At 64.6% G+C, this 21315-nt stretch carries 20 protein-coding genes and 1 tRNA gene; 16 read left to right on the plus strand and 5 right to left on the minus strand.

The window, feature by feature from the left end:
* The 9 genes from NGM06_RS04590 to flaI all read left to right on the plus strand — a co-directional run bounded on the left by NGM06_RS04590 (position 1) and on the right by flaI (position 8157).
* Positions 1 to 612 carry a chemotaxis protein CheC gene (locus NGM06_RS04590; protein ID WP_254269148.1) on the plus strand — a complete coding sequence of 204 codons (612 nt, stop codon included), beginning with the start codon at positions 1 to 3 and terminating at the stop codon, positions 610 to 612.
* A 37-nt stretch (positions 613 to 649) separates the two neighbouring features.
* Positions 650 to 1822 (plus strand): chemotaxis protein CheC, encoded by a 1173-nt coding sequence (locus tag NGM06_RS04595; RefSeq protein WP_254269149.1) that lies wholly within the window; start codon positions 650 to 652, stop codon positions 1820 to 1822.
* Positions 1819 to 2334: a chemotaxis protein CheD gene (locus NGM06_RS04600; RefSeq protein WP_254269150.1), complete on the plus strand. Its 516-nt coding sequence runs from the start codon at positions 1819 to 1821 to the stop codon at positions 2332 to 2334. Before NGM06_RS04595 ends, NGM06_RS04600 begins: the two co-directional genes overlap by 4 nt.
* Positions 2331 to 3158, plus strand: coding sequence for a CheR family methyltransferase (locus NGM06_RS04605; RefSeq protein ID WP_254269151.1), 828 nt, complete (start codon positions 2331 to 2333; stop codon positions 3156 to 3158). The genes NGM06_RS04600 and NGM06_RS04605 overlap by 4 nt, the downstream gene beginning before the upstream one ends.
* A gap of 119 nt (positions 3159 to 3277) precedes the next feature.
* A complete protein-coding gene (locus tag NGM06_RS04610) occupies positions 3278 to 4702 on the plus strand; it encodes a FlaD/FlaE family flagellar protein (RefSeq protein WP_254269152.1) in 1425 nt (474 codons plus the stop codon).
* The gene (gene arlF / locus NGM06_RS04615; RefSeq protein ID WP_254269153.1) at positions 4686 to 5135 is read left to right on the plus strand and encodes an archaellum stator protein ArlF; all 450 of its coding nucleotides are present in this window, start codon (positions 4686 to 4688) and stop codon (positions 5133 to 5135) included. Before NGM06_RS04610 ends, arlF begins: the two co-directional genes overlap by 17 nt.
* Complete coding sequence (gene arlG, locus NGM06_RS04620) at positions 5136 to 5594, plus strand: archaellum stator protein ArlG (protein ID WP_254269154.1); 459 nt, start codon at positions 5136 to 5138, stop codon at positions 5592 to 5594.
* A complete protein-coding gene (gene arlH / locus NGM06_RS04625; protein WP_163520929.1) occupies positions 5591 to 6355 on the plus strand; it encodes an archaellum protein ArlH in 765 nt (254 codons plus the stop codon). Before arlG ends, arlH begins: the two co-directional genes overlap by 4 nt.
* 14 nt (positions 6356 to 6369) lie before the next feature.
* Positions 6370 to 8157, plus strand: a complete 1788-nt coding sequence (gene flaI, locus NGM06_RS04630; RefSeq protein ID WP_254269155.1) for an archaellum flagellar ATPase motor FlaI — start codon at positions 6370 to 6372, stop codon at positions 8155 to 8157.
* A 31-nt stretch (positions 8158 to 8188) separates the two neighbouring features.
* Here the strand turns inward: flaI and NGM06_RS04635 are convergent, their stop codons facing one another.
* Positions 8189 to 8341, minus strand: coding sequence for a hypothetical protein (locus NGM06_RS04635; protein ID WP_254269156.1), 153 nt, complete (start codon positions 8339 to 8341; stop codon positions 8189 to 8191).
* Between the two features lie 234 nt (positions 8342 to 8575).
* Here NGM06_RS04635 and arlJ point away from each other — a divergent pair, with 234 nt between their 5' ends.
* Entirely contained in the window at positions 8576 to 10312 is a 1737-nt protein-coding gene (gene arlJ, locus NGM06_RS04640) for an archaellar assembly protein ArlJ/FlaJ (protein WP_254269157.1), read from the plus strand.
* Here the strand turns inward: arlJ and NGM06_RS04645 are convergent.
* Positions 10309 to 11331, minus strand: coding sequence for a lysylphosphatidylglycerol synthase transmembrane domain-containing protein (locus tag NGM06_RS04645; RefSeq protein ID WP_254269158.1), 1023 nt, complete (start codon positions 11329 to 11331; stop codon positions 10309 to 10311). The two genes, arlJ and NGM06_RS04645, sit on opposite strands and share 4 nt — an antisense overlap.
* 172 nt (positions 11332 to 11503) lie before the next feature.
* On the opposite strand from NGM06_RS04645, the gene NGM06_RS04650 reads away from it, so the two are divergent.
* The 3 genes from NGM06_RS04650 to NGM06_RS04660 all read left to right on the plus strand — a co-directional run bounded on the left by NGM06_RS04650 (position 11504) and on the right by NGM06_RS04660 (position 14930).
* Positions 11504 to 12358, plus strand: a complete 855-nt coding sequence (locus NGM06_RS04650; protein ID WP_254269159.1) for a CheF family chemotaxis protein — start codon at positions 11504 to 11506, stop codon at positions 12356 to 12358.
* Positions 12359 to 12460: 102 nt separating this feature from the next.
* Complete coding sequence (locus NGM06_RS04655; protein ID WP_254269160.1) at positions 12461 to 14764, plus strand: PAS domain-containing protein; 2304 nt, start codon at positions 12461 to 12463, stop codon at positions 14762 to 14764.
* A gap of 80 nt (positions 14765 to 14844) precedes the next feature.
* Positions 14845 to 14930 (plus strand) — tRNA-OTHER (locus tag NGM06_RS04660).
* Positions 14931 to 15488: 558 nt separating this feature from the next.
* Here the strand turns inward: NGM06_RS04660 and NGM06_RS04665 are convergent.
* Both NGM06_RS04665 and glmS read right to left on the minus strand, forming a co-directional pair.
* The gene (locus tag NGM06_RS04665; protein WP_254269161.1) at positions 15489 to 16436 is read right to left on the minus strand and encodes a polysaccharide deacetylase family protein; all 948 of its coding nucleotides are present in this window, start codon (positions 16434 to 16436) and stop codon (positions 15489 to 15491) included.
* Between the two features lie 78 nt (positions 16437 to 16514).
* Positions 16515 to 18335 carry a glutamine--fructose-6-phosphate transaminase (isomerizing) gene (glmS, locus tag NGM06_RS04670; protein WP_254270071.1) on the minus strand — a complete coding sequence of 607 codons (1821 nt, stop codon included), beginning with the start codon at positions 18333 to 18335 and terminating at the stop codon, positions 16515 to 16517.
* Positions 18336 to 18786: 451 nt separating this feature from the next.
* Here glmS and glmU point away from each other — a divergent pair, with 451 nt between their 5' ends.
* Positions 18787 to 19968: a bifunctional sugar-1-phosphate nucleotidylyltransferase/acetyltransferase gene (glmU, locus tag NGM06_RS04675; RefSeq protein ID WP_254270072.1), complete on the plus strand. Its 1182-nt coding sequence runs from the start codon at positions 18787 to 18789 to the stop codon at positions 19966 to 19968.
* Between the two features lie 32 nt (positions 19969 to 20000).
* Here glmU and NGM06_RS04680 read toward each other — a convergent pair whose 3' ends face one another.
* On the minus strand, positions 20001 to 20414 hold the full coding sequence (locus tag NGM06_RS04680; RefSeq protein ID WP_254269162.1) for a chemotaxis protein CheW: 414 nt from the start codon (positions 20412 to 20414) through the stop codon (positions 20001 to 20003).
* A 112-nt stretch (positions 20415 to 20526) separates the two neighbouring features.
* On the opposite strand from NGM06_RS04680, the gene NGM06_RS04685 reads away from it, so the two are divergent.
* Together NGM06_RS04685 and NGM06_RS04690 are read left to right on the plus strand one after the other, a co-directional pair.
* The gene (locus NGM06_RS04685; protein WP_163520945.1) at positions 20527 to 20865 is read left to right on the plus strand and encodes a helix-turn-helix domain-containing protein; all 339 of its coding nucleotides are present in this window, start codon (positions 20527 to 20529) and stop codon (positions 20863 to 20865) included.
* Between the two features lie 88 nt (positions 20866 to 20953).
* A complete protein-coding gene (locus NGM06_RS04690) occupies positions 20954 to 21235 on the plus strand; it encodes a DUF7521 family protein (protein WP_254269163.1) in 282 nt (93 codons plus the stop codon).
* The last annotated feature ends 80 nt before the right edge of the window (positions 21236 to 21315 follow it).

Below are 21315 nucleotides of genomic sequence, written 5' to 3' on the forward strand. Positions count from 1 at the left end.
ATGAGCCGAGGTGACACTAGAAACTTGCAAGTCGATATACGAAAGCTGAACCTGTTCAACCAGATGGCCAAGGAGGGGGCGAACACGGTCGCCGACCACCTCACCCAGATGACGGGGATGGAGACCGAGATGGAGATCACCAAGATCAACTTCCTCGACATCGAGGACATCAAGACCCACGTCGGTCACAACAAGCAGGTCGGCACTCACATCGAACTCGTGGAACCGCCGTACGGCTACATCCTGTTCCTGTTCAGCGCGAGCAGCGCCAAGAAACTCGCGGCGGGGATGCTCGGTCAGGAGGCCGACTCCTCGTCGGGGTTCTCGGACATGGAACGGTCCGCTGTGCAGGAGATCGGCAACATCATGACCAGCGGGTTCATCGACGGGTGGGCCAACGTGCTGAACACCACCATCGACATCTCGACGCCGAAATTCACCTACGGCGCGGGGTCGAAGATGGTCGGCAACCTCGTGGGCAGTCGCCCCGACGAGATGGCTCTCGTGTTCGACTCGCGCGTACACGCGCGCGAGGCCGACGTCGAAGTGAAGGTGTACACGTTCCCCGAACTGGAGGAACTCGTCTCGCTGATGCAGAAGATAGAGATATAATGGTTGGCCAGATGAACGCGGAACCGAGGACGATTCCATGAACGTCGACGTCGAATCGCTGGGGTCGTTCAGCAGGACCGCCCGGTCGGGTGCCGAACGCGCCGCCGAGAATCTGACCGGACTGACCGGTATCGAGACCGCGGTGGACGTGACGGAGGTGTCGCTGGCGTCCCCCGACGACCTCGACGGCGACGAGAAGCGCGTCGGCGTCGCCATCGACTTCGAGGGCGGTATCGACGGCACGACCCTGCTGACGTTCTCGGCCGACGGCGTCGAGACGATACTGGACACGCTCGTGCCCGACGTGGGTACCGAAGAGGGCGCGGTAGAGGAGGTCGGCAACGTCGTCACCGGCGGTTTCATCGGCGGATGGGCCGACCACCTCGAGACCATCATCGACATCTCGCCGCCGGAGTACGTCGAAGGGACGAGCGCCGAACTGCTCGACGACGCGGAGTTCGACCGCGACAGGGCCTTCGTGTTCCGGAGTCGAGTCAGCGCGGTCGGCGAGGAACTGGACGTCCAGTTCCACATGTTCCCCGACGCCGACTCGATGCAGGAGATGCTCGCGGGCGGCGACGAGCAGATTCCCATCGAGAAACTGGCGACCCTCCGGCGGATGGCCGAGACCGGCGCGCGGACCGCCTCCGAGACGGTCTCGGCGATGACGGGCATCGACACCGGCGTCGATATCACCCAGCTCAGTTTCGTTCCGGTCGAGGACGTGCCCGCGGAACTGCGCGACCAGAAGTACGTGGGCGTGGTCCTCCAGTTCGAGGGCGCGCTCGGCGGGTACGTGCTGATACTGTTCGACGAGGCGTCGGCCAGCGAGGTCGTCGGGGCACTCGTTTCCGACACGGAAGTCGGAGCGACGTTCGACGGCGAACAGCGGTCGGCGATGGAGGAGATCGGCAACGTGATGACGAGCAGTTTCATCGACGGGTGGGCGAACGTACTCGACGCCACCATCGACATCTCGCCGCCCCAGTTCGTTCACGACATGGGCCGGGCGGTCGCCCAGTCGGTCGTCGCGCGCCTCGGCCAACGACAGGCGTTCGCGTTCCTGTTCGACGCGACGCTCCGGGCGGACGACCGGGAGTTCGACTGCGAAATCTACGCGCTGCCCGACGAGTCCGAACTTCACGCCGCGCTGGCGGAACTGGACCCGGACGCGACGGCCGAGCGTACCACGAGAGCAGGGTCACTATGAGCAAGCCAACCGAACGCCGCTCGCTCACGGACGACGCGCCCGACCGCGTGCGAGTCGGCGTCGCGGAACTCGCCGTCGCCAGCGGTGACACTCGACTCACGACCAGCGGTCTGGGTTCCTGCGTCGGCGTCGCGGTGGCGGACCCCGCCGCGGGCATCGCGGGACTGGCCCACGTCATGCTGCCCGACGCCACCGACGACGACCGGGCCAAGCCCGCCAAGTCGGTCGAACTCGGCGTGGAACGACTGCTCGACGCGGTCGAAACCGAGGGCGGCGACCCCGACGCCGTGGAGGCGAAAATCGCCGGGGGAAGCCAGATGTTCGACTTCTCGGGCGTCAGCGAGGGCGTCGGCGAGCGGAACGTCGAACGGACGCGCGAGGCGCTGGCCGACCGCGGCGTCTCGGTGGTCGCCGAAGACGTGGGCGGCGGTCACGGTCGGTCGTTGGAACTCGTTCCGGAGACGTGGACGCTCAGAGTCACCAGCGCCCACCGGGGGGTCGAAGACCTGTGACGCCGGACGACGAGGCGTTCGACGAGTTACTCGACTACGTGGAGTCCGAACTCGGGTTCGCCACGAGTTACTACGACGACGCGTATCTCGACCGCCGGGTCTCCTCGCGGATGCGCCGGTCGGACACCGACGATTACGCGGAGTACCACGACCTGCTCAGCGGAGACGAGCGCGAACAGGAGGCGCTGCTCGACGCCTTCTCGGTCAACGTCACGAGCTTCTTCCGGAACCCGGAGGTCTGGGAGGAGATGCGGTCGGTCATCCGGGCGCTCTCGGCGGAGCGCAATCGAATCCGACTCTGGAGCGCCGCGTGTTCCGACGGCCGCGAACCGTATTCGATGTCGATGCTGGCTCTGGACGACCCGGAGGTAGAAGACTCGCGCATCCGGATAACCGCGACCGACATCGACCGGGAGATACTCGCGGCGGCCCGGCAGGGCGTCTACGAGAACACGCGCACGACCGACATCGGCGAGCAACTCGCGCCCCTCGACGAGTACGAGCGGTACGTCGAACGCGACGGCGACCAGTTCGCCGTGGCCGACGAGGTCAAGGAACTGGTGTCGTTCGAGCGCCACGACCTCATCAACGGCGACCCCAAGTCGAACTTCGACCTCGTCGTGTGTCGGAACCTCTTCATCTACATCGACACCGAACACAAACTCCCGATTCTGGAGACGGTGTCGAAGTCGCTGTCGGAGGGCGGCTATCTCGTCATCGGGAAGACCGAGACGCTCCCCGAACTGCTCAAGCCAGCTTTCGAACCTATCGCCCGGCGACTCCGTATATACAAGAAGATAGACAGCATTCCTGACAGGTCGTAGGTGCGCCCGAAACGCGTTTAGTGGCGCTCTACCCGGGTTCTGGGTTCGTCACCCCGGGAGTATCAGAGCTGATAACTCAGGGGGAAGATTAATGTGGCGGAAGTTCGCTGTTGACGACAATGAAACTTATCGGTCTCAGCGACCAGTTCGTTCACCTCCTCGGGACGGGCTTGGTCGGCATGGGAATCATGGATTTCATGGACGAAGAGGAGGGTGAGAGCGTCGAAGCCGACGGCGGCGGTGGTGGCGGCGACGACGCCGATGACGACCTCTTCGGCGACGGTATGGGCGGCGACGCTGGCGGTGAGATGGACGACTTCGGCGAGATGGACGACGGGATGGGGATGGACGGGGAGATGGACGACTGGGCCGACGGCGGTGGCGGCGACGACGAGTTCGCTATGGGCGGCGGGTCCGGTCCGACGCAGGAACTGGAGAACCGGATCGACGAACTCGAAAACGAGGTCGCGGAGATCTCCTCGACGGTCGGTACGGTTCGGAGCGAGAACGAACAGATCAGCGCGAAAGTCGACGAGACCGAAGAGAACGTCCGTAAACTCCTCGAAATCTACGAGATGGTGACTCGGGGAGTCAACCCGTTCGTGGACGACGTGCAGCAGGGCGGGATGGCCGGTGGCGGCGACGCTCTCGACCAAGACGGCGGCGGTAGTTTCGGTCTCTTCGACGAGGAGGAGGAACAAGAGGAAGAAGCGGACCTCGACTCCGACGTCGCCGACGCCGAGGCCGAGAGTTTCTTCGACGACGACTTCGACGAGGAGGAAGAGGAATTCGAGGAGGAAGACGAGTTCGGCGAGGACGACGACTTCGACGACGCCGCCGACGATCTCGGATTCGACTCGCCCGAGGAGGCGCTGGACGACGAGGAACCGGCGATGGAACCCCCCGAGGAGGACGACGCAGACGACGGCGAGGGAGGGCAGGCGGGCGGTTCGACCTTCGCGGAACTCAAGGAGGAGTACGAGTCGGGCGACGCCGACTGGGCCGAGGAAGGCGAGGAAGGCGCGCCCGAAGACGGCCAACCCGACCCCGAACCCGCGGTCGAAGTGGAGTCTACGGCCGACGAACCGGCCGACGGGGACTTCGAGTTCGAGGAACCGGCGGAGACCGAACCCGCACCCGAATCTACCGACCCCGCCACGTCCACCGCACAAAACTCGGGCCGAGGCGGCAAGCCGTACTTGGCCCAACTTCCGAACGGCTACGTCTCTGACTTGGTGGTGATGGAGTGGCTGGAGTTTCTCGTGAGCGAGTTCGGTCCCGAAGACGCGGTTCGGACCATCGAATACTACGGCGACATCGGATGGATTAGCGAGTCGGTCGAGGAAGAACTGCTGGCGTTCGTGGGCGGCTTCGCCGACGTGGAGTCGGTCGATACCGAGGAGACCGGTCCCGCGACACTCGAAGTCGACGACCACGTCCAGAGCCTCACCTTCCTGAGCCAACTGACCGGCGACGCCGTCCAGCGCAAGATCGTCGAACACTGTTCGCAGATCAGAGGTGGGCGCGATGGGATTCAGCGTTAGCGGTGCGACGGTGATCCTGTTCCTCGGGATATTCATCAGCTTCGGGGTCGCCTATTCGGCCGCCAACGACGGCTTCGAGCGGGTGAACGGAGCGTTCGAGGACAACTCCGAGGACGAACTCACTCGTCAGAACACCGCCATCGGCATCGGCAACGCCTCGGTCGCTACTCAGGCCGGGCAGTCGTACCTGAACCTGACAGTCAACAACACCGGTTCGAGCACGCTGTCGGTGAACGACACCGACATTCTTATAGATGGAACCTACACGAACCACACGAGTGACAACATGGTGAGGCTGGAAGTCGGCGACGACACCGAGACGGACCTGTGGCTGCCCGGCGAGACGCTCCACGCCAACGTCTCGGTCAACAACCCCGACCGGGTGAAAGTCGTGACCGGACCGGGCGTGTCGGACTCCGAGGAGGTGAACTGAATGGCGAGCGTCTCCACGTCCCACCTCATCCTGTTCATCGCCAGTCTACTCATCGCCGCCAGCGTGGCGGGGACGTTCACGCAGGGCGTCCAGCGGCTCTCGTCGGCACTCGGCGACAGGAGCGTGGACGTGAGCAGTGACATCCGTAGCGACATCACGCTCATCAGCGACCCCGGAAGCGGTGCGGTGTACGACGCCTCGGGAGACGGAAACGTGACGGTATTAGCAAAGAACACAGGGTCACGCGATCTCGAAGCGTCGAGTGACCAAATCGAGGTGTTGGTGAACGGGCGGTATCAGACCGACGTCTCCGTGGCAGTCGTGGACGGTTCGGCGTGGACCGTCGGAAACGTCGTCCGGATCACGATTCGTCTCGGCCAGCCACTCGAAACGGACAGCGACCACCGCGTGAAGATAATCGTAAACGGTGACGAAGAGGTGCTTCAGTTCCGAACATGACACGAGACAATCTCTATTCGCTCGGCCTAGAAGACCACGACAGACTCAACCACGAACTCGGAGGTGGCGTCCCCCGCGGGTCCATCGTCCTCATCGAGGGCGACTACGGGGCCGGGAAGTCGGCTATCAGCCAGCGGTTCAGTTACGGACTCTGCGAGACGGGTCACTCGGTTACCCTGCTCTCGACCGAACTGACCATCGGCGGGTTCATCGACCAGATGCACTCGCTGTCGTACGGCGTCGAGGACCACCTGCTCGACGAGCGACTCCTCTTCCTCCACGCCGACGTGGACACCGGCGGCGGTCGCCTGACCGCGCCCGCCGAGGACGAGGAGGGCAACCGGAAGGAACTGCTCAACCGACTCATGAACGCCGAGGCGATGTGGCAGGCCGACGTCATCGTCATCGACACGTTCGACGCCATCCTCCGGAACGACCCCAAGTTCGAGGCGCTGATTCGGCAGAACGAGGAGCGTCAGGCCGCCCTCGAAATCATCTCGTTCTTCCGCGACCTGGTCTCGCAGGGGCAGGTCATCGTCCTCACCGTGGACCCCTCGACGGTGGACGAGGAGGCCATCGGCCCGTTCCGTGCCATCGCCGACGTGTTCATGGAACTCCAGATGGTCGAGGTCGGCAACGACGTGCGACGGAACATCTCCGTCAAGCGGTTCGCCGGGATGGGTGAACAGGTCGGTGACACCATCGGGTTCTCGGTCCGGGCCGACGCGGGAATCGTCATCGAGAGTCGGAGCGTCGCCTAACGACCGCTCACATCATGACCGAACACGGGACCGCACAGATTCAGGACGACCTTCGGGAAGTGGCCATGCGACGGCCACACCTGCGGGACTACCTGAAACGGTTCAAGCAGTTTACCGGGGAGTTCCCGCGACTCATCGACGAACCGAACGACGAGTGGGAGACGGACAAGCCCAATGTCATCTACCCGGTCGGCGGTCCTATCTACTGTCACATCTACGGCGACGTGGGTCAGGACACCGAGTACTACGCGGTCGAACCCGAACTCTCGGGGACCGAACAGGAACTGTTCGGCAAGGTTCGCGGCGAGATTCTCGAAAAGAGCGTGAAGAAGCCAGCGCCCCAAGACGAGGGCGAGTACGACGACCGCATCGAGGAACTGCTCGACGACACGGTGCTGGTCAACGACGGCGATACCGGCGGTGGCGGTCGCGCCAACCTCCGGAACCTCTCGGCCGACCAGATACTGAACTGGATAAAGAACGTCTCGTACAACGACTTCAAGCACAACGTCCGGACGTTCTCGACCGAAGACATCGTGCGAGTCGTCAAGGACTACACCAACATCGGCACCTACGAGGTGTCCGAGCAGACCTACGAGAACATCCGGTACCGGTTGAACCGCGACATCGTCGGGTTCGGCCCGCTGGAACCCATCATGCGCGACCCCTCGAACGAGGACATCCACGTCATCGGTCCCCACGAGACGTACGTGGACCACGGCACGTTCGGCATGCTCGGGACCAGCGTGGACTTCGGGTCGCCCGACAGGTTCGACAACTGGCTGCGGAACATGGGCGAGCGAATCGGCGACCCCGTGAGCGACAGCGACCCCATCGTGGACTCCACCCTGCCCGACGGGTCGCGTATCAACATCATCTACTCCGACGACGTGAGCCTGAAGGGACCGAGCCTCACCATCCGTCAGGGGGAGGGGACGCCGCTGTCGGTGGCCCAGATTACCAAGTGGGGCACGCTGTCGCCCAAGTTGGCGGCGTACCTCTGGCTCTGTCTGGAGAACGAGCAGACCGTGTTCGTGGTTGGGGAGACGGCGTCCGGGAAGACCACGACCCTGAACTGCATCATGTCGTTCATCCCCCGCGACTCGAAGATCTACACCGCGGAGGACACCGCGGAGGTCCTGCCGCCCCACGACACGTGGCAACAGCTCCTGACCCGCGAGGGCGGCGGCGAGGACTCCACGGACGTGGACATGTTCGACCTCGTCGCGGCCGCGCTGCGTTCGCGCCCCGACTACATCGTCGTCGGGGAGGTGCGTGGCGAGGAGGGTCGGATGGCGTTCCAGGCGGCCCAGACCGGCCACCCCGTGATGCTGACGTTCCACGCGAGCGACATCGTCTCGATGATTCAGCGTTTCACCGGGGACCCCATCAACATCCCCGAGACGTTCATGGACAACGCCGACGTGGCGCTGTTCCAGAACCGGGTGAAGCAGGGCGACGACGTGCTTCGTCGCGTGACCTCCGTTCAGGAGATAGAGGGCTACTCGAAGGAGATGGGCGGCGTCGTCACCCGGCAGGCGTTCTACTGGGACCCCGTGGAGGACGAAATCGTCTTCCAGGGGATGAACAACTCCTTCGTCCTCGAAGAGCAGATTGCGACCCTGCTCGGGTACGAGAACACCCGCGACATCTACAACGAACTCGACTTCCGGGCCGAGATGATGGAGCGCATGATCGAGGAGAACATCCTCGGCTACCACGAGGTCAACGAGACCATCGAGGCGTTCCAGCGCGACGGCGTGGACGGGTTGCCGTTCAACATCCACCGGTCCATCGACTGACGGGCAGCTTTTGACCGCGAATCGTTCGGCCTCACTCTGCGATGTGCTCGACCAACTCGACGAGGAGATAGACCGGGATACCGTATACGAGACCGAGGGCGACGAACGTCATGACCAGTAGTGCCGGGTTCGAGTTACCGGACCCGCTCCGGAGGAACGTCGCTGCGACGAACCACAGAGTCAATACTTGAAAGAATTCCATCTTGTTCATGGGACGTGCCAGTGATTGCGCACGCCCGTCAAATCATCTTCGTTATGGTTCCCTGTGCCTTCCGCCGATTTCCCGCACGACGGCCGCCGAGACCGGGTCCCCGCACGGTCGGGCCGCGCGCGCCGAGTATCAGTACAGATATTCCGAGGGAAAAAGAGATGAAGGTGGGACGAAAACCCCGCGAACACCTGCCGCCCGACGACGACCATGGCGACGAACGAACAGTCCGGTGAGAATCCGAAGGACGCCAAAGACCTCCTGGCTAGCTTCGCGTCCTCAACCATCGAGTCCTACCAGCACATGGAGACGCCGGTCGCCCGGTACCTCGGACTCGTCGTCGCTCCCTCCGTCGTCTTCCTCGTGCTGACGGTGGTGGTCTTCGTAATCACCGACTTCCCGTTGCTCATCAGCCTGCCGATCCCGCTGCTCGGCCTGCTGTCGCTCGTGGTCGCGGTCATCTACCCCAAGATTCTGCGCGACCAGAAGCGCAAGGAGATAGAGGACCGCCTCCACCTGTTCATCACGCACATGACCATCCTCTCGACCGCCAACATCGACCGCGTGGAGGTGTTCCGCACGCTCGGCGAGGAGGAGGAGTACGGCGCGCTGGCCGAGGAGATGCGCCGCATCACCCAGTTGGTGGACACGTGGAACCAGAGTCTCGACGACGCGCTGCGAATCCGCGCGAACAAGTCGCCGAGCAAGCCGTTCGCCGACTTCCTCGACAGACTCGCCTACACCATCAACGCGGGCCAGGAGATTCAGGACTTCCTGCTGTCCGAGCAGGACGTGGTCATCCAGAACTACGTCACCATCTACGAGGGGTCGCTGGAGAACCTCGAAGTGATGAAGGACCTCTACCTCTCGATGGTGCTGTCCGTGACGTTCGCGCTCGTGTTCGCGACCGTCCTGCCGATTCTGACGGGGACGAACCCGACCATGACGGTGAGTGCGGTCGTCGTGATGTTCGCGTTCGTCCAGACCGGGTTCCTCGTCATGATTCGGAACACGGCACCGTACGACCCGGTCTGGTACCACCCGGACGGCCACACCACCGACGCCGAGTGGCGCATCCGCATCTCGGTGGCGGTCGGTCTCCTGCTGACCTTCCTCCTCATCGGTGGCTGTCTGCTGGTGCTGATGGGCCGGACGAGTCTCGACCCCGACGCGATTCCCCTGCCGTTCTACGCCGCGATTCCGTCCACGCCGCTGTTGATACCCGGCATCGTCGCTCGCAGGGAGGAAGAGCGGATAAAGGAGCGCGACGAGGAGTTCACCAGTTTCATCCGGGCGCTGGGCGCGACCGAGAGCGCCAAACAGAGTACGACCACGAAGGTCCTCGAGAGTCTGCGGGGCAAGAACTTCGGTGCGCTCAGCGAGAACGTCAGCGACCTCTACAAACGACTCAACATGCGCATCGAACCCGCGATGGCGTGGCGACACTTCACCGCCGACTCGCGGTCGTACCTCATCCAGAAGTTCAGCGAGATGTTCCTCGTCGGCAGACAGATGGGTGGCGACCCGAAGAAACTCGGCGAACTCATCTCCGCCAACATGAACGAGGTCCTCCAGTTGCGCGAGCGCCGCGCCCAGTCCACCGTGACCCTCATCGGGGTCCTCTACGGGATTACTGCGGCCTCCACCTTCGCGTTCTTCATCGGTCTGGAGATCGTGCAGGTGCTGGCGAGCATGTCCGTCGGTCTCAACAGTAGCCAACTCGACATCACGACCATCATCCACACGAACGTGTACGACATCCCGACCATCGAGTACCTGCTCGTCATCATCACCCTGCTCAACTCCCTGCTGTCCTCGCTGATTATCCGCATCGCCGACGGCGGGCACAAGGTCAACTCCTACATGCACTTCGTCTTCCTGACGTGGGGGTCCAGTTCCATCGCGGTGTTCACTCGAATCGTGGTCGGGTCGTTCCTCAACGTCTAGGTCCGGTGGATGACCGAGAAGGCCGCCAGTCCGCCGACCGCCAGCGCGAACCAGTAACTCGCCACCCGATAGACCAGCGCCACGCTCGCGGCGAGGTCGGTCTGGAGCGCGGCCAGCGCCACTAGCAGGCCGACCAGCGCGAACTCGACGCCGCCGACGCCGCCCGGCGTCGGGACGATGCCCGCGATGGAACTCGCCGGGACCACGAACAGCACCAGCACCGGATTGAGGTGGACGCCGAGCGTCCGCCCCGCGAGATAGAGCGGTGCGGCGAAGAACAGCCATCCCACGTAAGCGAACACGAGCGTGTAGGCGAGTTGCCGCCTGCTCGCCGCGATGCGGTCCACGAGGTCGTAGAACTCGTCGATGCGGTCCCGGATGCTCTCGGCGTCGATTCTATCGACGCGCCGGGCGACCGGCGAGACCACTTTCACGACGAGACCCTCGACGAACTCTCGGTGCCGGTAGGACCCGTAGATGGCTAGGGGAAGCAGGACGGCCATCCCGCCGAGTCCGGCGACGAGGACCTCGGCCTGCTTCGGAACCTCGCCCTGTATCAGGAGCGCGAGCGTCCCGAGACCCGCGAAGGTGAAGAAGGGGAGCAGGTTCAGCAGGTCGGCGGTGACGACGCTGGCGAGACTGTCCTGATAGTTGGCCTCGGTGTCGGCCGCCAGCACGTAGGCGATGAAGGGACCGCCTCCGGCCTTCCCGAACGGCGTGGCGTAGTCGGCGAAGGTGGCCGCGAAGTAGGTCACGACGATCTTCCGGAAGGGGACTTCGATGCCGACCGTACAGAGGATGACGTCCCAGGACTTGGCCCAGACGACGAGCGAGACCAGCGTCGAGACGAAGGCGAACCCGATCCAGACCGGTTTCGCGTTCCGAAAGGTGCGCAGGATTTCCGTCCACCCGATGACCCGGCCGAACAGGTAGAGGAGGACCGCCGCTACCGCGAATCCGGCGATTACTTTGATGGTGGTGCGCCGGTCGAACACCTCGCCGGAGGTCTCGGTGGACATCTACGCCACGAAACGCGCGAGAGACAGTTAGGTTTCTCGGCCCGAGTCGCGTGGCTCTCGCACGGGGCGAGTCCGGTCGTCGCTGGTCCGGCCGGACCGAAAAAATATTTACCCTCACTGAGAATTGCTCTTCAAAGAGTAGTACGCCGAAACGGGCGTCTCTCGCCAATCCATGTCCGAAAAGGTCATCGCCGACTTCGTCGCACGCTTCACTCTCGACACGTTCGATTCGCCCGAACCGGTCAAGGGCCGAATCGTCCTCAGTCGGAAGCGTCTCGTGTTAGCCACCGACGAGTCGAAGACAACCGTGCCGCTCTCGGCCATCTTCGACATCAACGTCGGTCACGTTCCCGGCGAACTGGAGTCGTTCTTCCAGGACACCATCACCATCGCCTACCGCGAGGACGACCGCCGCAGAGTCGCCGTCGTCGAGGCCGGGAGCGAGGAGGTGTCTCGGTTCAAGACCGTGCTGTTCAAGGCCGAACTCAACGGGGCCGACGCGAGAATCAAGCATCCGACTCGAATCGGCGGTCGAGTGACCGACGCGTCGTTCCGTCCGGCGAAACTCAAGATACAGTCCGGCGCAGTTCAGTTCGCGGGAGACGAGTCGGTGACCGTGGAACTCGCCAACGTCACCTACTTCAAGAAGGAGAGTCGGGAGACGGGGCCGGTGCTGCTCGTTCGTCACGCCGACGAGGGCCAGTCGGTGACCTCGGAGTTCGCCATCGAGAGCGACCGCAAACTCAACCTGCTCGGGCGCTATCTGCGACTCGAATACTCCGAGATAGCCCAAGAAGTCGAGGACGTGACGACCTCGGAAGCGGAGATGGAGGCGCTGGTCGCCATCTACTCGGGTGCGCGAAGCGGGGACCTCGCCGGAACGCTCGGCGTCGATTCGAGTCGGGTCACCATGCTGCTCAACGACCTCCGCGAAAAGGGTCTGGTCGACGAGGGGAAGAAGGGACTTTCGTTGACCGCGCAGGGACAACTCCTCGTCAGCGACCGTATCGAGACGGTGAACACGTGACCCGCTCGTCATCTCCGGGTTTGGGGCATTTATTCCACAGTAAAAACCACTGCACTTCTCCTGTGGATTTTTATACCGCACTTTGGTAAAGATAAACATAGTATGGGGAACGCCATCCGCGTCCTGTTGGTGGACGACGATTCGGCCATCGCAGACCTGACCGCGACGTACTTGGAGCGGGCGAGCGACCGCATCGAGACGGTCGTTGAAACCTCCCCGAGCGACGCGCTGGCTCACGTAACCGACGGCGCGGTGGACTGCGTGGTTAGCGACTACGAGATGCCCGAGATGGACGGGCTGACGTTCCTCGACGAGGTGCGCGAGACCGCTCCGTCGCTCCCCTTCATCCTGTTCACGGGGAAAGGGAGCGAGGAGATAGCGAGCGAAGCCATCTCCGCGGGCGTGACCGACTACCTCCAGAAGGAGACCGGAACCGACCAGTACGCGGTGCTGGCCAACCGGGTCGGCAACGCGGTCGCCCAGTACCGCGCCGAACGCGAAGCCGAGGAAGCCGACGAGCAGATTCGGCGCATCTTCGAGCGTATCACGGACGCGTTCTTCGCGCTGGACGACGAGTGGCGGTTTCGCTACGTCAACGAGCGGGCGGCCGACTTCTTCGACTGCGACCCCGACGACGTCCTCGGTGAGGACATCCGAGACGCGTTCTCGGTCGGTCTCGGCGACGAGTTCCGCGACGCCTATCGCGAGGCCCTCGAAACGCAGGAGCCGGTTACCATCGAAGCCGAGTCGGTGTTCCGTCCCGGAACGTGGTTGGAGGTGCGAATCTACCCCGCCGAGGACGGTCTGTCGGTGTACTTCCGGAACGTGACCGAGCGCCGTCAGGCCCAGTCGGAACTGCGCGACACCAAGCAGAAGATAGAGGCGCTCCACGACGTGGCCGCGAGGGCGGTGGCCTGTGACACCGAACAGGCCATCTACGACCTCGCCATCGAGACCGCCGAGGAGATTCTCGCCTTCGACCTCTGCACCGTGGACGCCCACGACGACGGCGTCCTCGTGACCAAGACGGTCTCGAAGGTCGTCTCCACGGACGGCTACTACGAGGAGACGCCCGTCGAAACCGAGGGCAACCTCGCCGCCCGGGCGTACCGCGAAGGCGAATCGTCGCTGGTCGGCGACCTGCGCGAGACCGACGTGGTGCCCGCCGAGAGCGAGTACCGCTCGGCACTCAGCGTTCCCATCGGCGACTTCGCGGTCTTTCAGGCGGTCTCGAAGGAACCGAACGGGTTCGACGAGGACGACCGCGAACTGGCCGAACTCCTCGCGGCCCACATCTCGGAGGCGCTGACCCGCGTCCGGACCGAGACGGAACTCCGGGCCGAGCGCGACCGTTTCGCCGCGCTGTTCGAGAACGTGCCCAACTCGGTCGTGCGCTACGAGATAGACGGCGTCGACGCCATCTGTAAGTCGGTGAACCCGGCGTTCGAGGACGTGTTCGGGTGGCCCGAGGACCTGATAATCGGCGACGAGGTGGACGACTACATCCTGCCCGCCGACCAGCACCATCAGGGGGAGTCGCTCAACGAACGGGTGAAACGCGGCGACAGAATCGAGGGCGAGGAGGTCAATCGCCGGACTCGCGACGGGTGTCGGGACTTCCTGCTCCACACGGCCCCGGCGGGCAACGGCGAGGCCGAGGCGTTCGCCATCTACGTCGATATCACCGAGCAGAAAGAACGCGAGCGCCAACTCTCGCGCCAGAACGAGCGACTGGAGGAGTTCGCCAGCGTGGTCTCCCACGACCTACGCAATCCACTCAACGTCGCTCTCGGCCGGTTCGACTTCCTCGCAGAGGAGTGTGAGAGCGAGCACCTCGCGCCCATCGGCCGGTCGCTCGACCGGATGGACTCGCTGGTCGAGGACCTGCTCACGCTGGCCCGACAGGGACAGGTCGTGGACGCCACCGACCCCGTCGCGCTGTCGTCGGTCGCGGAGGCGGCGTGGGAGACCGTCGATACGAAGGAGGCCGGTCTCCGTCTCACCGACGACGCGGTTGTCGAGGCCGACGACGCGCGGTTCCGCGAACTGCTGGAGAACGTCTTCCGTAACGCTGTGGAACACGGGACCACCAGCAGTCGGTCGTCGGACTCCGGTGCGACCGACCCCACCGTCACAGTCGAAGTCGGCCCGCTCGACGACCGCGACGGCTTCTACGTCGCCGACGACGGACCCGGGGTCCCGGCAGACCTGCGCGACCGGGTCTTCGACCACGGGTTCACGACCGAGGACGAGGGGACCGGGTTCGGACTCGCCATCGTGGAGTCCATCGCCGACGCTCACGGGTGGACGGTCGAAATCGCCGACGAGGACCGACCCGACTCGACCGGGACGCGCTTCGAGTTCTCGCGCGTGTCGGTCCACGAAGACGAGACTGCACAACGTTGATGGCGCTCCACATCTGAGGGTCAGATTGTGGCCGCTCACGCCGGCCACAACGAAGTCGGACGCGACCGAACTGCGAACGTGGAAGGGTAGCTCAGTGGTAGAGTACCACCGGTCTCCCCGGTGGCAGCCTTACAGGCTTCGCGTGGTTCGACTCCCGCCCCTTCCGCTCCCGCGACTTCTCTGCGAGGCGGTTCGTCGTCGAGCGCCAGCAATCGCGGGAGCGGTGAGACGGCGCGGAGTCGAGCAGACGAGTCGCAGGCCCGGACCGGCGCTTTGCGCCCCACGCCCGGACCGTCTCGGCGGGTTCGACTCCCGCCCCTTCGGCTTTTGCGACGAATACTTCGGCGAGCGCCTCGTGCACTCGCTACTTCGTGAGTCGTCTACCGGAGTCCTGACTGTCAGCGTTTCACCGTCCCGCCCAGACGCAGAAGCCGACCAGAAGCTAGCTACTGCTCGAACCGAGGAGTACAGCACCGCGGCGCAACCGCCCTGCACCGCAACCGCCACCGCGACCGCGCCCCGTGCCTCCCCGCTTGCGAGCGCACGAACGCGCTCGCGGCGCGTCCCGTGGACGTGTCGGTGAGCGCCTCCATCGGACGGGAACCCCGTCGCGTCCGGTGGTCTCCGAATCTCTGCTCGGTGTGTAGCGGTCACTGGCGGTTGGCGTCGGCCGAAAACGGAAGCGCCCGCCTCGCCCGGAACCCCCGGCCGCGTCGGTTCACAGTCAGCGCGGCCCGATGGGTTCGCGCGGCAGCGGTTCGTCGTCCTTGATGTCGGCCGCGACCGAACCCATCGTCTCGACCGACAGCGGGGTGGTCTCTCGGACCGCCGCGAGGTGTTCGAGGATGGCCTCCATGCGCTCGAAGTCCCGCTCGTCGGTCAGGTTGTTCGGGTGGAGCCACATGTGGAACACGCCGTCTTCGGTGCTCGCGCGGTCGATACCGCGCTTGGCCATGCTGACTATCGGGTCGTCGCCGACTCGCTCGGCGGCCGCCCGCGCCCGGCCCTCGAAGCAGAACAGGTAGAGCGACGCCGGGACGTCGACCAGTCCGTACTCGTCCTCCTCGGGCGTGACCAGCGTCGGCGACACCGCCTTACTGGGCCAGCCCAGCAGTTTCGCCGCGGACCCCAGAACGCCGCGGTCGTACCACCGCCGGGGCTGTGTTCCCCGATAGCACTTGACGCCGTAGGCCGCCAGCACGTCGCGGTGGCCCACGTAGTTCCGCGGAAAGACGACCGAATCGACCGAGAGACCCCGTTCCTCGGAGCGTTCGACGCACTCGCGCATCTCGGCCGACGCTATCTCCCGCGAGACCGACCGCATCTCGACGTGCGAGAAGGTGTGGCAGCCGACCTCGTGGTCGGCGTCGGCGTTCTCTATCGCGTCGACGAGTTTCGACCCGTACCACTGCTCGTCCCGTCCCTCCCACGTGCCGGGGTCGCGCTCGAACCAGTCGTCTGCGGCCGGGTGGTCGGCGTGGTCGCCGTCGCAGGAGTCGAGCAGGAGGTGGCCGACGACCGCCCACGTCGCCGGGACCTCGTAGTCGTCGAACAGTTCGAGCAGACGGAGCCACGACTCGCGGGCCGTGGCGACCCGGTCCGCCGGTATCGTCTCGCGGTCGTGGAACCCCCACGCGAGTTCGGCGTCGAGGGAGAGTACGACAGAACCCATCGTATCGTAGCTATCGGAGGGTCGGCGAGTAAATCGGGCCGACCGTTCAGGAGCGTTCTGCACGGTAATCGGGGGTTTCTACTCGACGGTCACGCTCTTTGCGAGATTTCTCGGCTTGTCGATCGCGCGTTCGAGCAGGTCGGCGGCGTGGTACGACACCAACTGCAACTGGACGTTCGCGAGCACGCCCGCGACGTCGGGGTGGGTGTCGGGAATCGTCAGGACCTCGTCGGCGTACTGGTGGACCGCGTCCTGTCCGTCGCTGGCGACCGCGACTACGGGCGCACCGCGGGCCTCGGCCTCCTTGACGTTACCGAGGGTCTTCTCGTCGTTCCGTCCGGTGAACACCGCGAACACCGGCGTCTCCGACGTGACGAGCGCGAGCGGTCCGTGTTTGAGTTCGCCCGCGGCGAACCCTTCGGCGTGTTCGTAGGATATCTCCTTGAACTTCAGCGCCCCTTCCAGCGCGACCGGCCTGACCGACCCCCGGCCGATGAAGAAGTAGGCGTCGCTGTCGCGGTACTCCTCGGCGACTCGACGGGCGCTACTGTAGTCGAGAATCTGCTGGACGTGGCCCGGCAGGTCCGCGAGCGCACCGAGTCGCTCGCGGGTGTCGTCGGTTCGCGTCCCGGTCACGTCGCGGACGAGACGCTCGGCGAGCAGCGCGAGCGAGACGACCTGCGAGGAGAACGTCTTGGTCGCCGCCACGCCGATTTCGGGTCCGGCCCGGATGAACAGCGCGTCGTCGCACTCGCGGGCCGCGGTCGACCCCACGACGTTCGTCACCGCGAGCGTGGTCGCACCCGAGGTGTTGGCCTGCCGGAGCGCGGACAGGGTGTCGGCGGTCTCGCCGCTCTGCGTGACGCCGACGACCAGCGTGTTGTCGTCCACCGGCGGCTGACCGGTCGCGTACTCGCTGGCGAGGAACGTCTGGGCGGGGACCCCGCCCGCCGAGAGGTACTGCGCGCCGACCAGTCCGGCGTGGTACGAGGTGCCGCAGGCGACGAACTGGACCCGGTCCACGTCCGCGAACGTCCCGGCGGGGAAGTCTTCGAGGTCGATGTCGCCGGTGGCGGGGTCGGCCCGTCCGCGGAGGGTCTGGCGGAGCGCGGCGGGTTGCTCGTGAATCTCCTTGAGCATGTAGTGGTCGTATCCGCCCTTCCCCGCGTCTTCGGGGTCCCAATCGACCGTCTGGACCGACCGCTCGACCGTCTCGCCCCCGGCGGCCGTGATGCGGTGGTCGTCGGACTCCACGACGACGACGTCGCCGTCGTCCAGATAGATCACGTCCTCGGTGAAGTCGAGGAACGCGGGCACGTCGCTGGCGAGGAAGTACTCGCCGTCGCTCACGCCCAGTACCAGCGGCGACCCCCGTCGCGTGGCGTACACCGCGTGGTCGCGCTCGGTTATCATCGCCACGGCGTAACTGCCCGACAGTTCGTCGAGCGTCGCTCGGAACGCGGTCTCGGGGTCGGCACCCTTCGCGAGTTCCTCCTCCACGAGGTGCGGGATGACCTCGGTGTCGGTGTCGCTCTCGAACTCGTGACCGCGGGCCCGTAGCTCTGACTTGAGTTCGTCGTAGTTCTCGATGATGCCGTTGTGGACGACAGCCACGTCGCCCGTGCAGTCGGTGTGGGGATGAGCGTTGGCGTCGGTCGGCGGGCCGTGAGTGCTCCACCGGGTGTGACCGATGCCGAGACCGCCGTCCGGCACCTCCTCGGAGAGCGCTTCCTTCAGGTTCGAAATCTCGCCCTCGCGCTTGAACACCTCGGGACCGCCACCGTTCTTGATGGCGACTCCGGCCGAATCGTACCCCCGGTACTCCAGATTCTCGAGTCCCGTGAGCAGTTCGTCGACGGCGTCGTCGTCACCGCCGATTCGGGCGATGATGCCACACATCAGCGGCACACCCCCGTCGTCTCGGTCGCTTGCGTCGTATTGGTAGCTATCATGATTAGAGCATCGTAGTGCGATATTCGCTCGGGACGGTGTCGCACGGTCCGTCACGTAACCTCCGCCTATCGTTCGCGCCGTTCGATCCATCGCGCATTGTACCGTCCTGACCGCCCTCACGTGGGAGGCGGGTGCTGTTCGACAGATTGCCACCGGACCCCTTTGTTATACGCTCGCTGACCGTCGGGTAGGGGAAAATACGCCGGGCGTAGGACCGACTTATCGCCGTTCGTCGGCCCGTTCTCGCCGAGCGTACCGCGGTTCGGTCTCCCGTTCGGGCACCGCGTTATTCGGGGGAAGGAGTCACTATCAGTGCGGTACCTCACACTTACCCACGTACAAGGAGGTGGTAACAAAGGCCTCGCCCCGAGTCGTTCCCACGATGACACCCGAGAGCATTCAGGCGGTCGTTCTCGCGGCGGGCGAGGGAACGCGGATTCGACCACTGTCGGCGTCGCTCCCCAAACCGATGCTGCCGGTCGCGGACCGCCCGTTGGCCGCCCACGCCGCCGACGCCGCCGTGGACGCGGGCGCGGACGAACTCGTCGTCGTCGTCGGCTACGAGGCCGACGCCGTCCGGGACTACTTCGGCGAGGAGTACGCGGGCATCCCGGTGCGTTACGCCGTGCAGGAGTCCCAGTCGGGCACCGCCGACGCGGTGCGGGCCGCCCGCGACCTGCTAGACGGTCCCTTCGCCGTCCTCAACGGCGACAACCTCTACGACCCCGAGAGCGTCGAAGCGCTGTTCGAGGCGGGACCCGCGGTCGGCGCGATGCAGGTCTCAGCTCCCTCGAACTACGGCGTCCTCTCGACGGACGGCGACACCGTCACCGACATCGTCGAGAAACCGGCCGACCCTCCGACCGACCTCGCTAACACGGGGGCGTACCTGTTTCCCGAGGCGGCCCGCGATTGGCTGGACGTGCCCGAGAGCGAGCGCGGCGAACGCGAGATAACCGACGTTCTCGCGCGCACTATCGAGGAGTACGACGTCTCGGCGGTCGAACTCGACCGATGGCTCGACGTGGGACGTCCGTGGGAACTGCTGGAGGCCAACGAGTGGAAACTCGGCGAGTTAGACCGCGACCTCCGGGGCACCGTCCACGAGGACGCCGACATCCGAGGCGACGTGGTTGTCGAGGAAGGTGCGACCGTGGACGCTGGCGTGGTGATCGAGGGTCCGGCGCTGGTACGCTCGGGCGCGAGCGTCGGGCCGAACGCGTACGTCCGCGGCGCGACTCTCGTCGATGAAGACGCAAAAGTCGGCCACAGCGTCGAGGTCAAGAACAGTGTTCTCGGCCGTGGGACGCACGTCGCCCATCTCAGCTACGTCGGCGACAGCGTGCTGGGCCGCGACGTGAACTTCGGTGCAGGGACGAACGTCGCCAACCTCCGTCACGACGACCAACCAGTGAAACTGACGGTCAAGGGTGAACGCGTCTCGACCGGTCGCCGGAAGTTCGGCGTTGTCGCCGGAGACGGCGCAAAAACCGGCATCAACGCGAGTCTGAACGTCGGGACGAAGCTCTCGCCGGGCGCGGGCGTTCCGCCGGGCGAGACGGTCACGCGGGACCGATAGCGGAGGCGGGCCAGCTATCGAGGCCGGGTCGGTCAGTCGTTTATCTCTTCGGGCTTGACCCAGACCACGAAGTCGTCGTCCTGTCGGACGATACCTCGAACCGACTCGCTCTCGACGCTCTCGTCTACTTCGCCGGTGTCGATGCTGACGACTTGGTTCACCGCGTCGATGAGCCACCCGACGTTCTCGCCATCGCCGTCACCTTCGAGGACGACCACGCGCTGGCCGGTTTCGGTCGTCTCCAAGTCCAGCACCTGCTTGGGATTGATGATGGTGGTCGTCGTTCCGCGGAGGTCCATCACACCTTCGACATGTGGGTCGGAGTTCGGGAGCGGTGTCAGTTCTTCCTTGTCGACAATTTCGTCCACGTGCGCGATGTCGATGCAGTACTTCCGGTCCTCGAGCCTGAATTCGAGGACCTGAACGTCGCCGACGGTCTCGGGCATATTCGATGCGACCCGCGGGGACCACTTTACTGTTCCGACGCCGACTACTCGGTCTCGGCTGACGAATCGGCTACGGTACCTTTTTAACCCACGTTTTCAAACGCGATAACTGATGGAGGCCGTCGAACTCCTCCGAGTACTCGGCAACAAGTACAATGCCGAGATACTCCGGGCCACGAACGAACCCAAGTCGGCCCAGGAGCTGAGCGACGAACTCGAAATCCCGATAGCGACCAGCTACCGCCGAATCGAGGAACTCACCGAGGCCGAACTCCTCGAACTGTCGGGCCGGGAGTTCTCCGACGAAGGGAGACGCACGAAAGTCTACCGACGCAACGTCGATGCACTCGAAATCTCGTTCGAGGACGGGGCTATCGACGTGTCGGCCGAGGACCGGCCCGAAGTGGACAACGCGCTCGCGGACGTCTGGCGCGACCTCAAGGCCGAGTGAGTACAATCGCTGTCCGGGACGGTAGCTTGCACACGCTCTCGGCCCGACCACGTCGCGCAGGTCGACGGTCTCTCGACACAGAGAACCCATGCAAACGATAGAACTGCTGTATACGGTGTTCAGCCTGACCCTCACAGTCGCCGGTCTCTCCATGGTCGGATTCGCGGTTCGCGCGTACAATCGAACGTCGAGGCAGGCGATGTTCCATCTGTCAGTTGGCTTTACACTCATCGTCGCGGCGGCGATAGCGACGACGGTCAGTGCGTTTGCGACTAACTTCGAACAGACCCGAATGTTACTGTCGGTCAACTACCTCATCACGACCGTCGGCTACCTGTTCGTCATCTACAGTATTACTGCGCACAGATGAGTCGGCTCGGCCGAAATTCCATCTCTCGGAGGGTTTGACCCGAGTATACGCTACCTGTCTGATTCCGACTCGGTCGCACC

Origin of the sequence: Halorussus aquaticus (assembly GCF_024218795.1) — an archaeon.
In the GTDB taxonomy this organism is placed as follows: domain Archaea; phylum Halobacteriota; class Halobacteria; order Halobacteriales; family Haladaptataceae; genus Halorussus; species Halorussus aquaticus.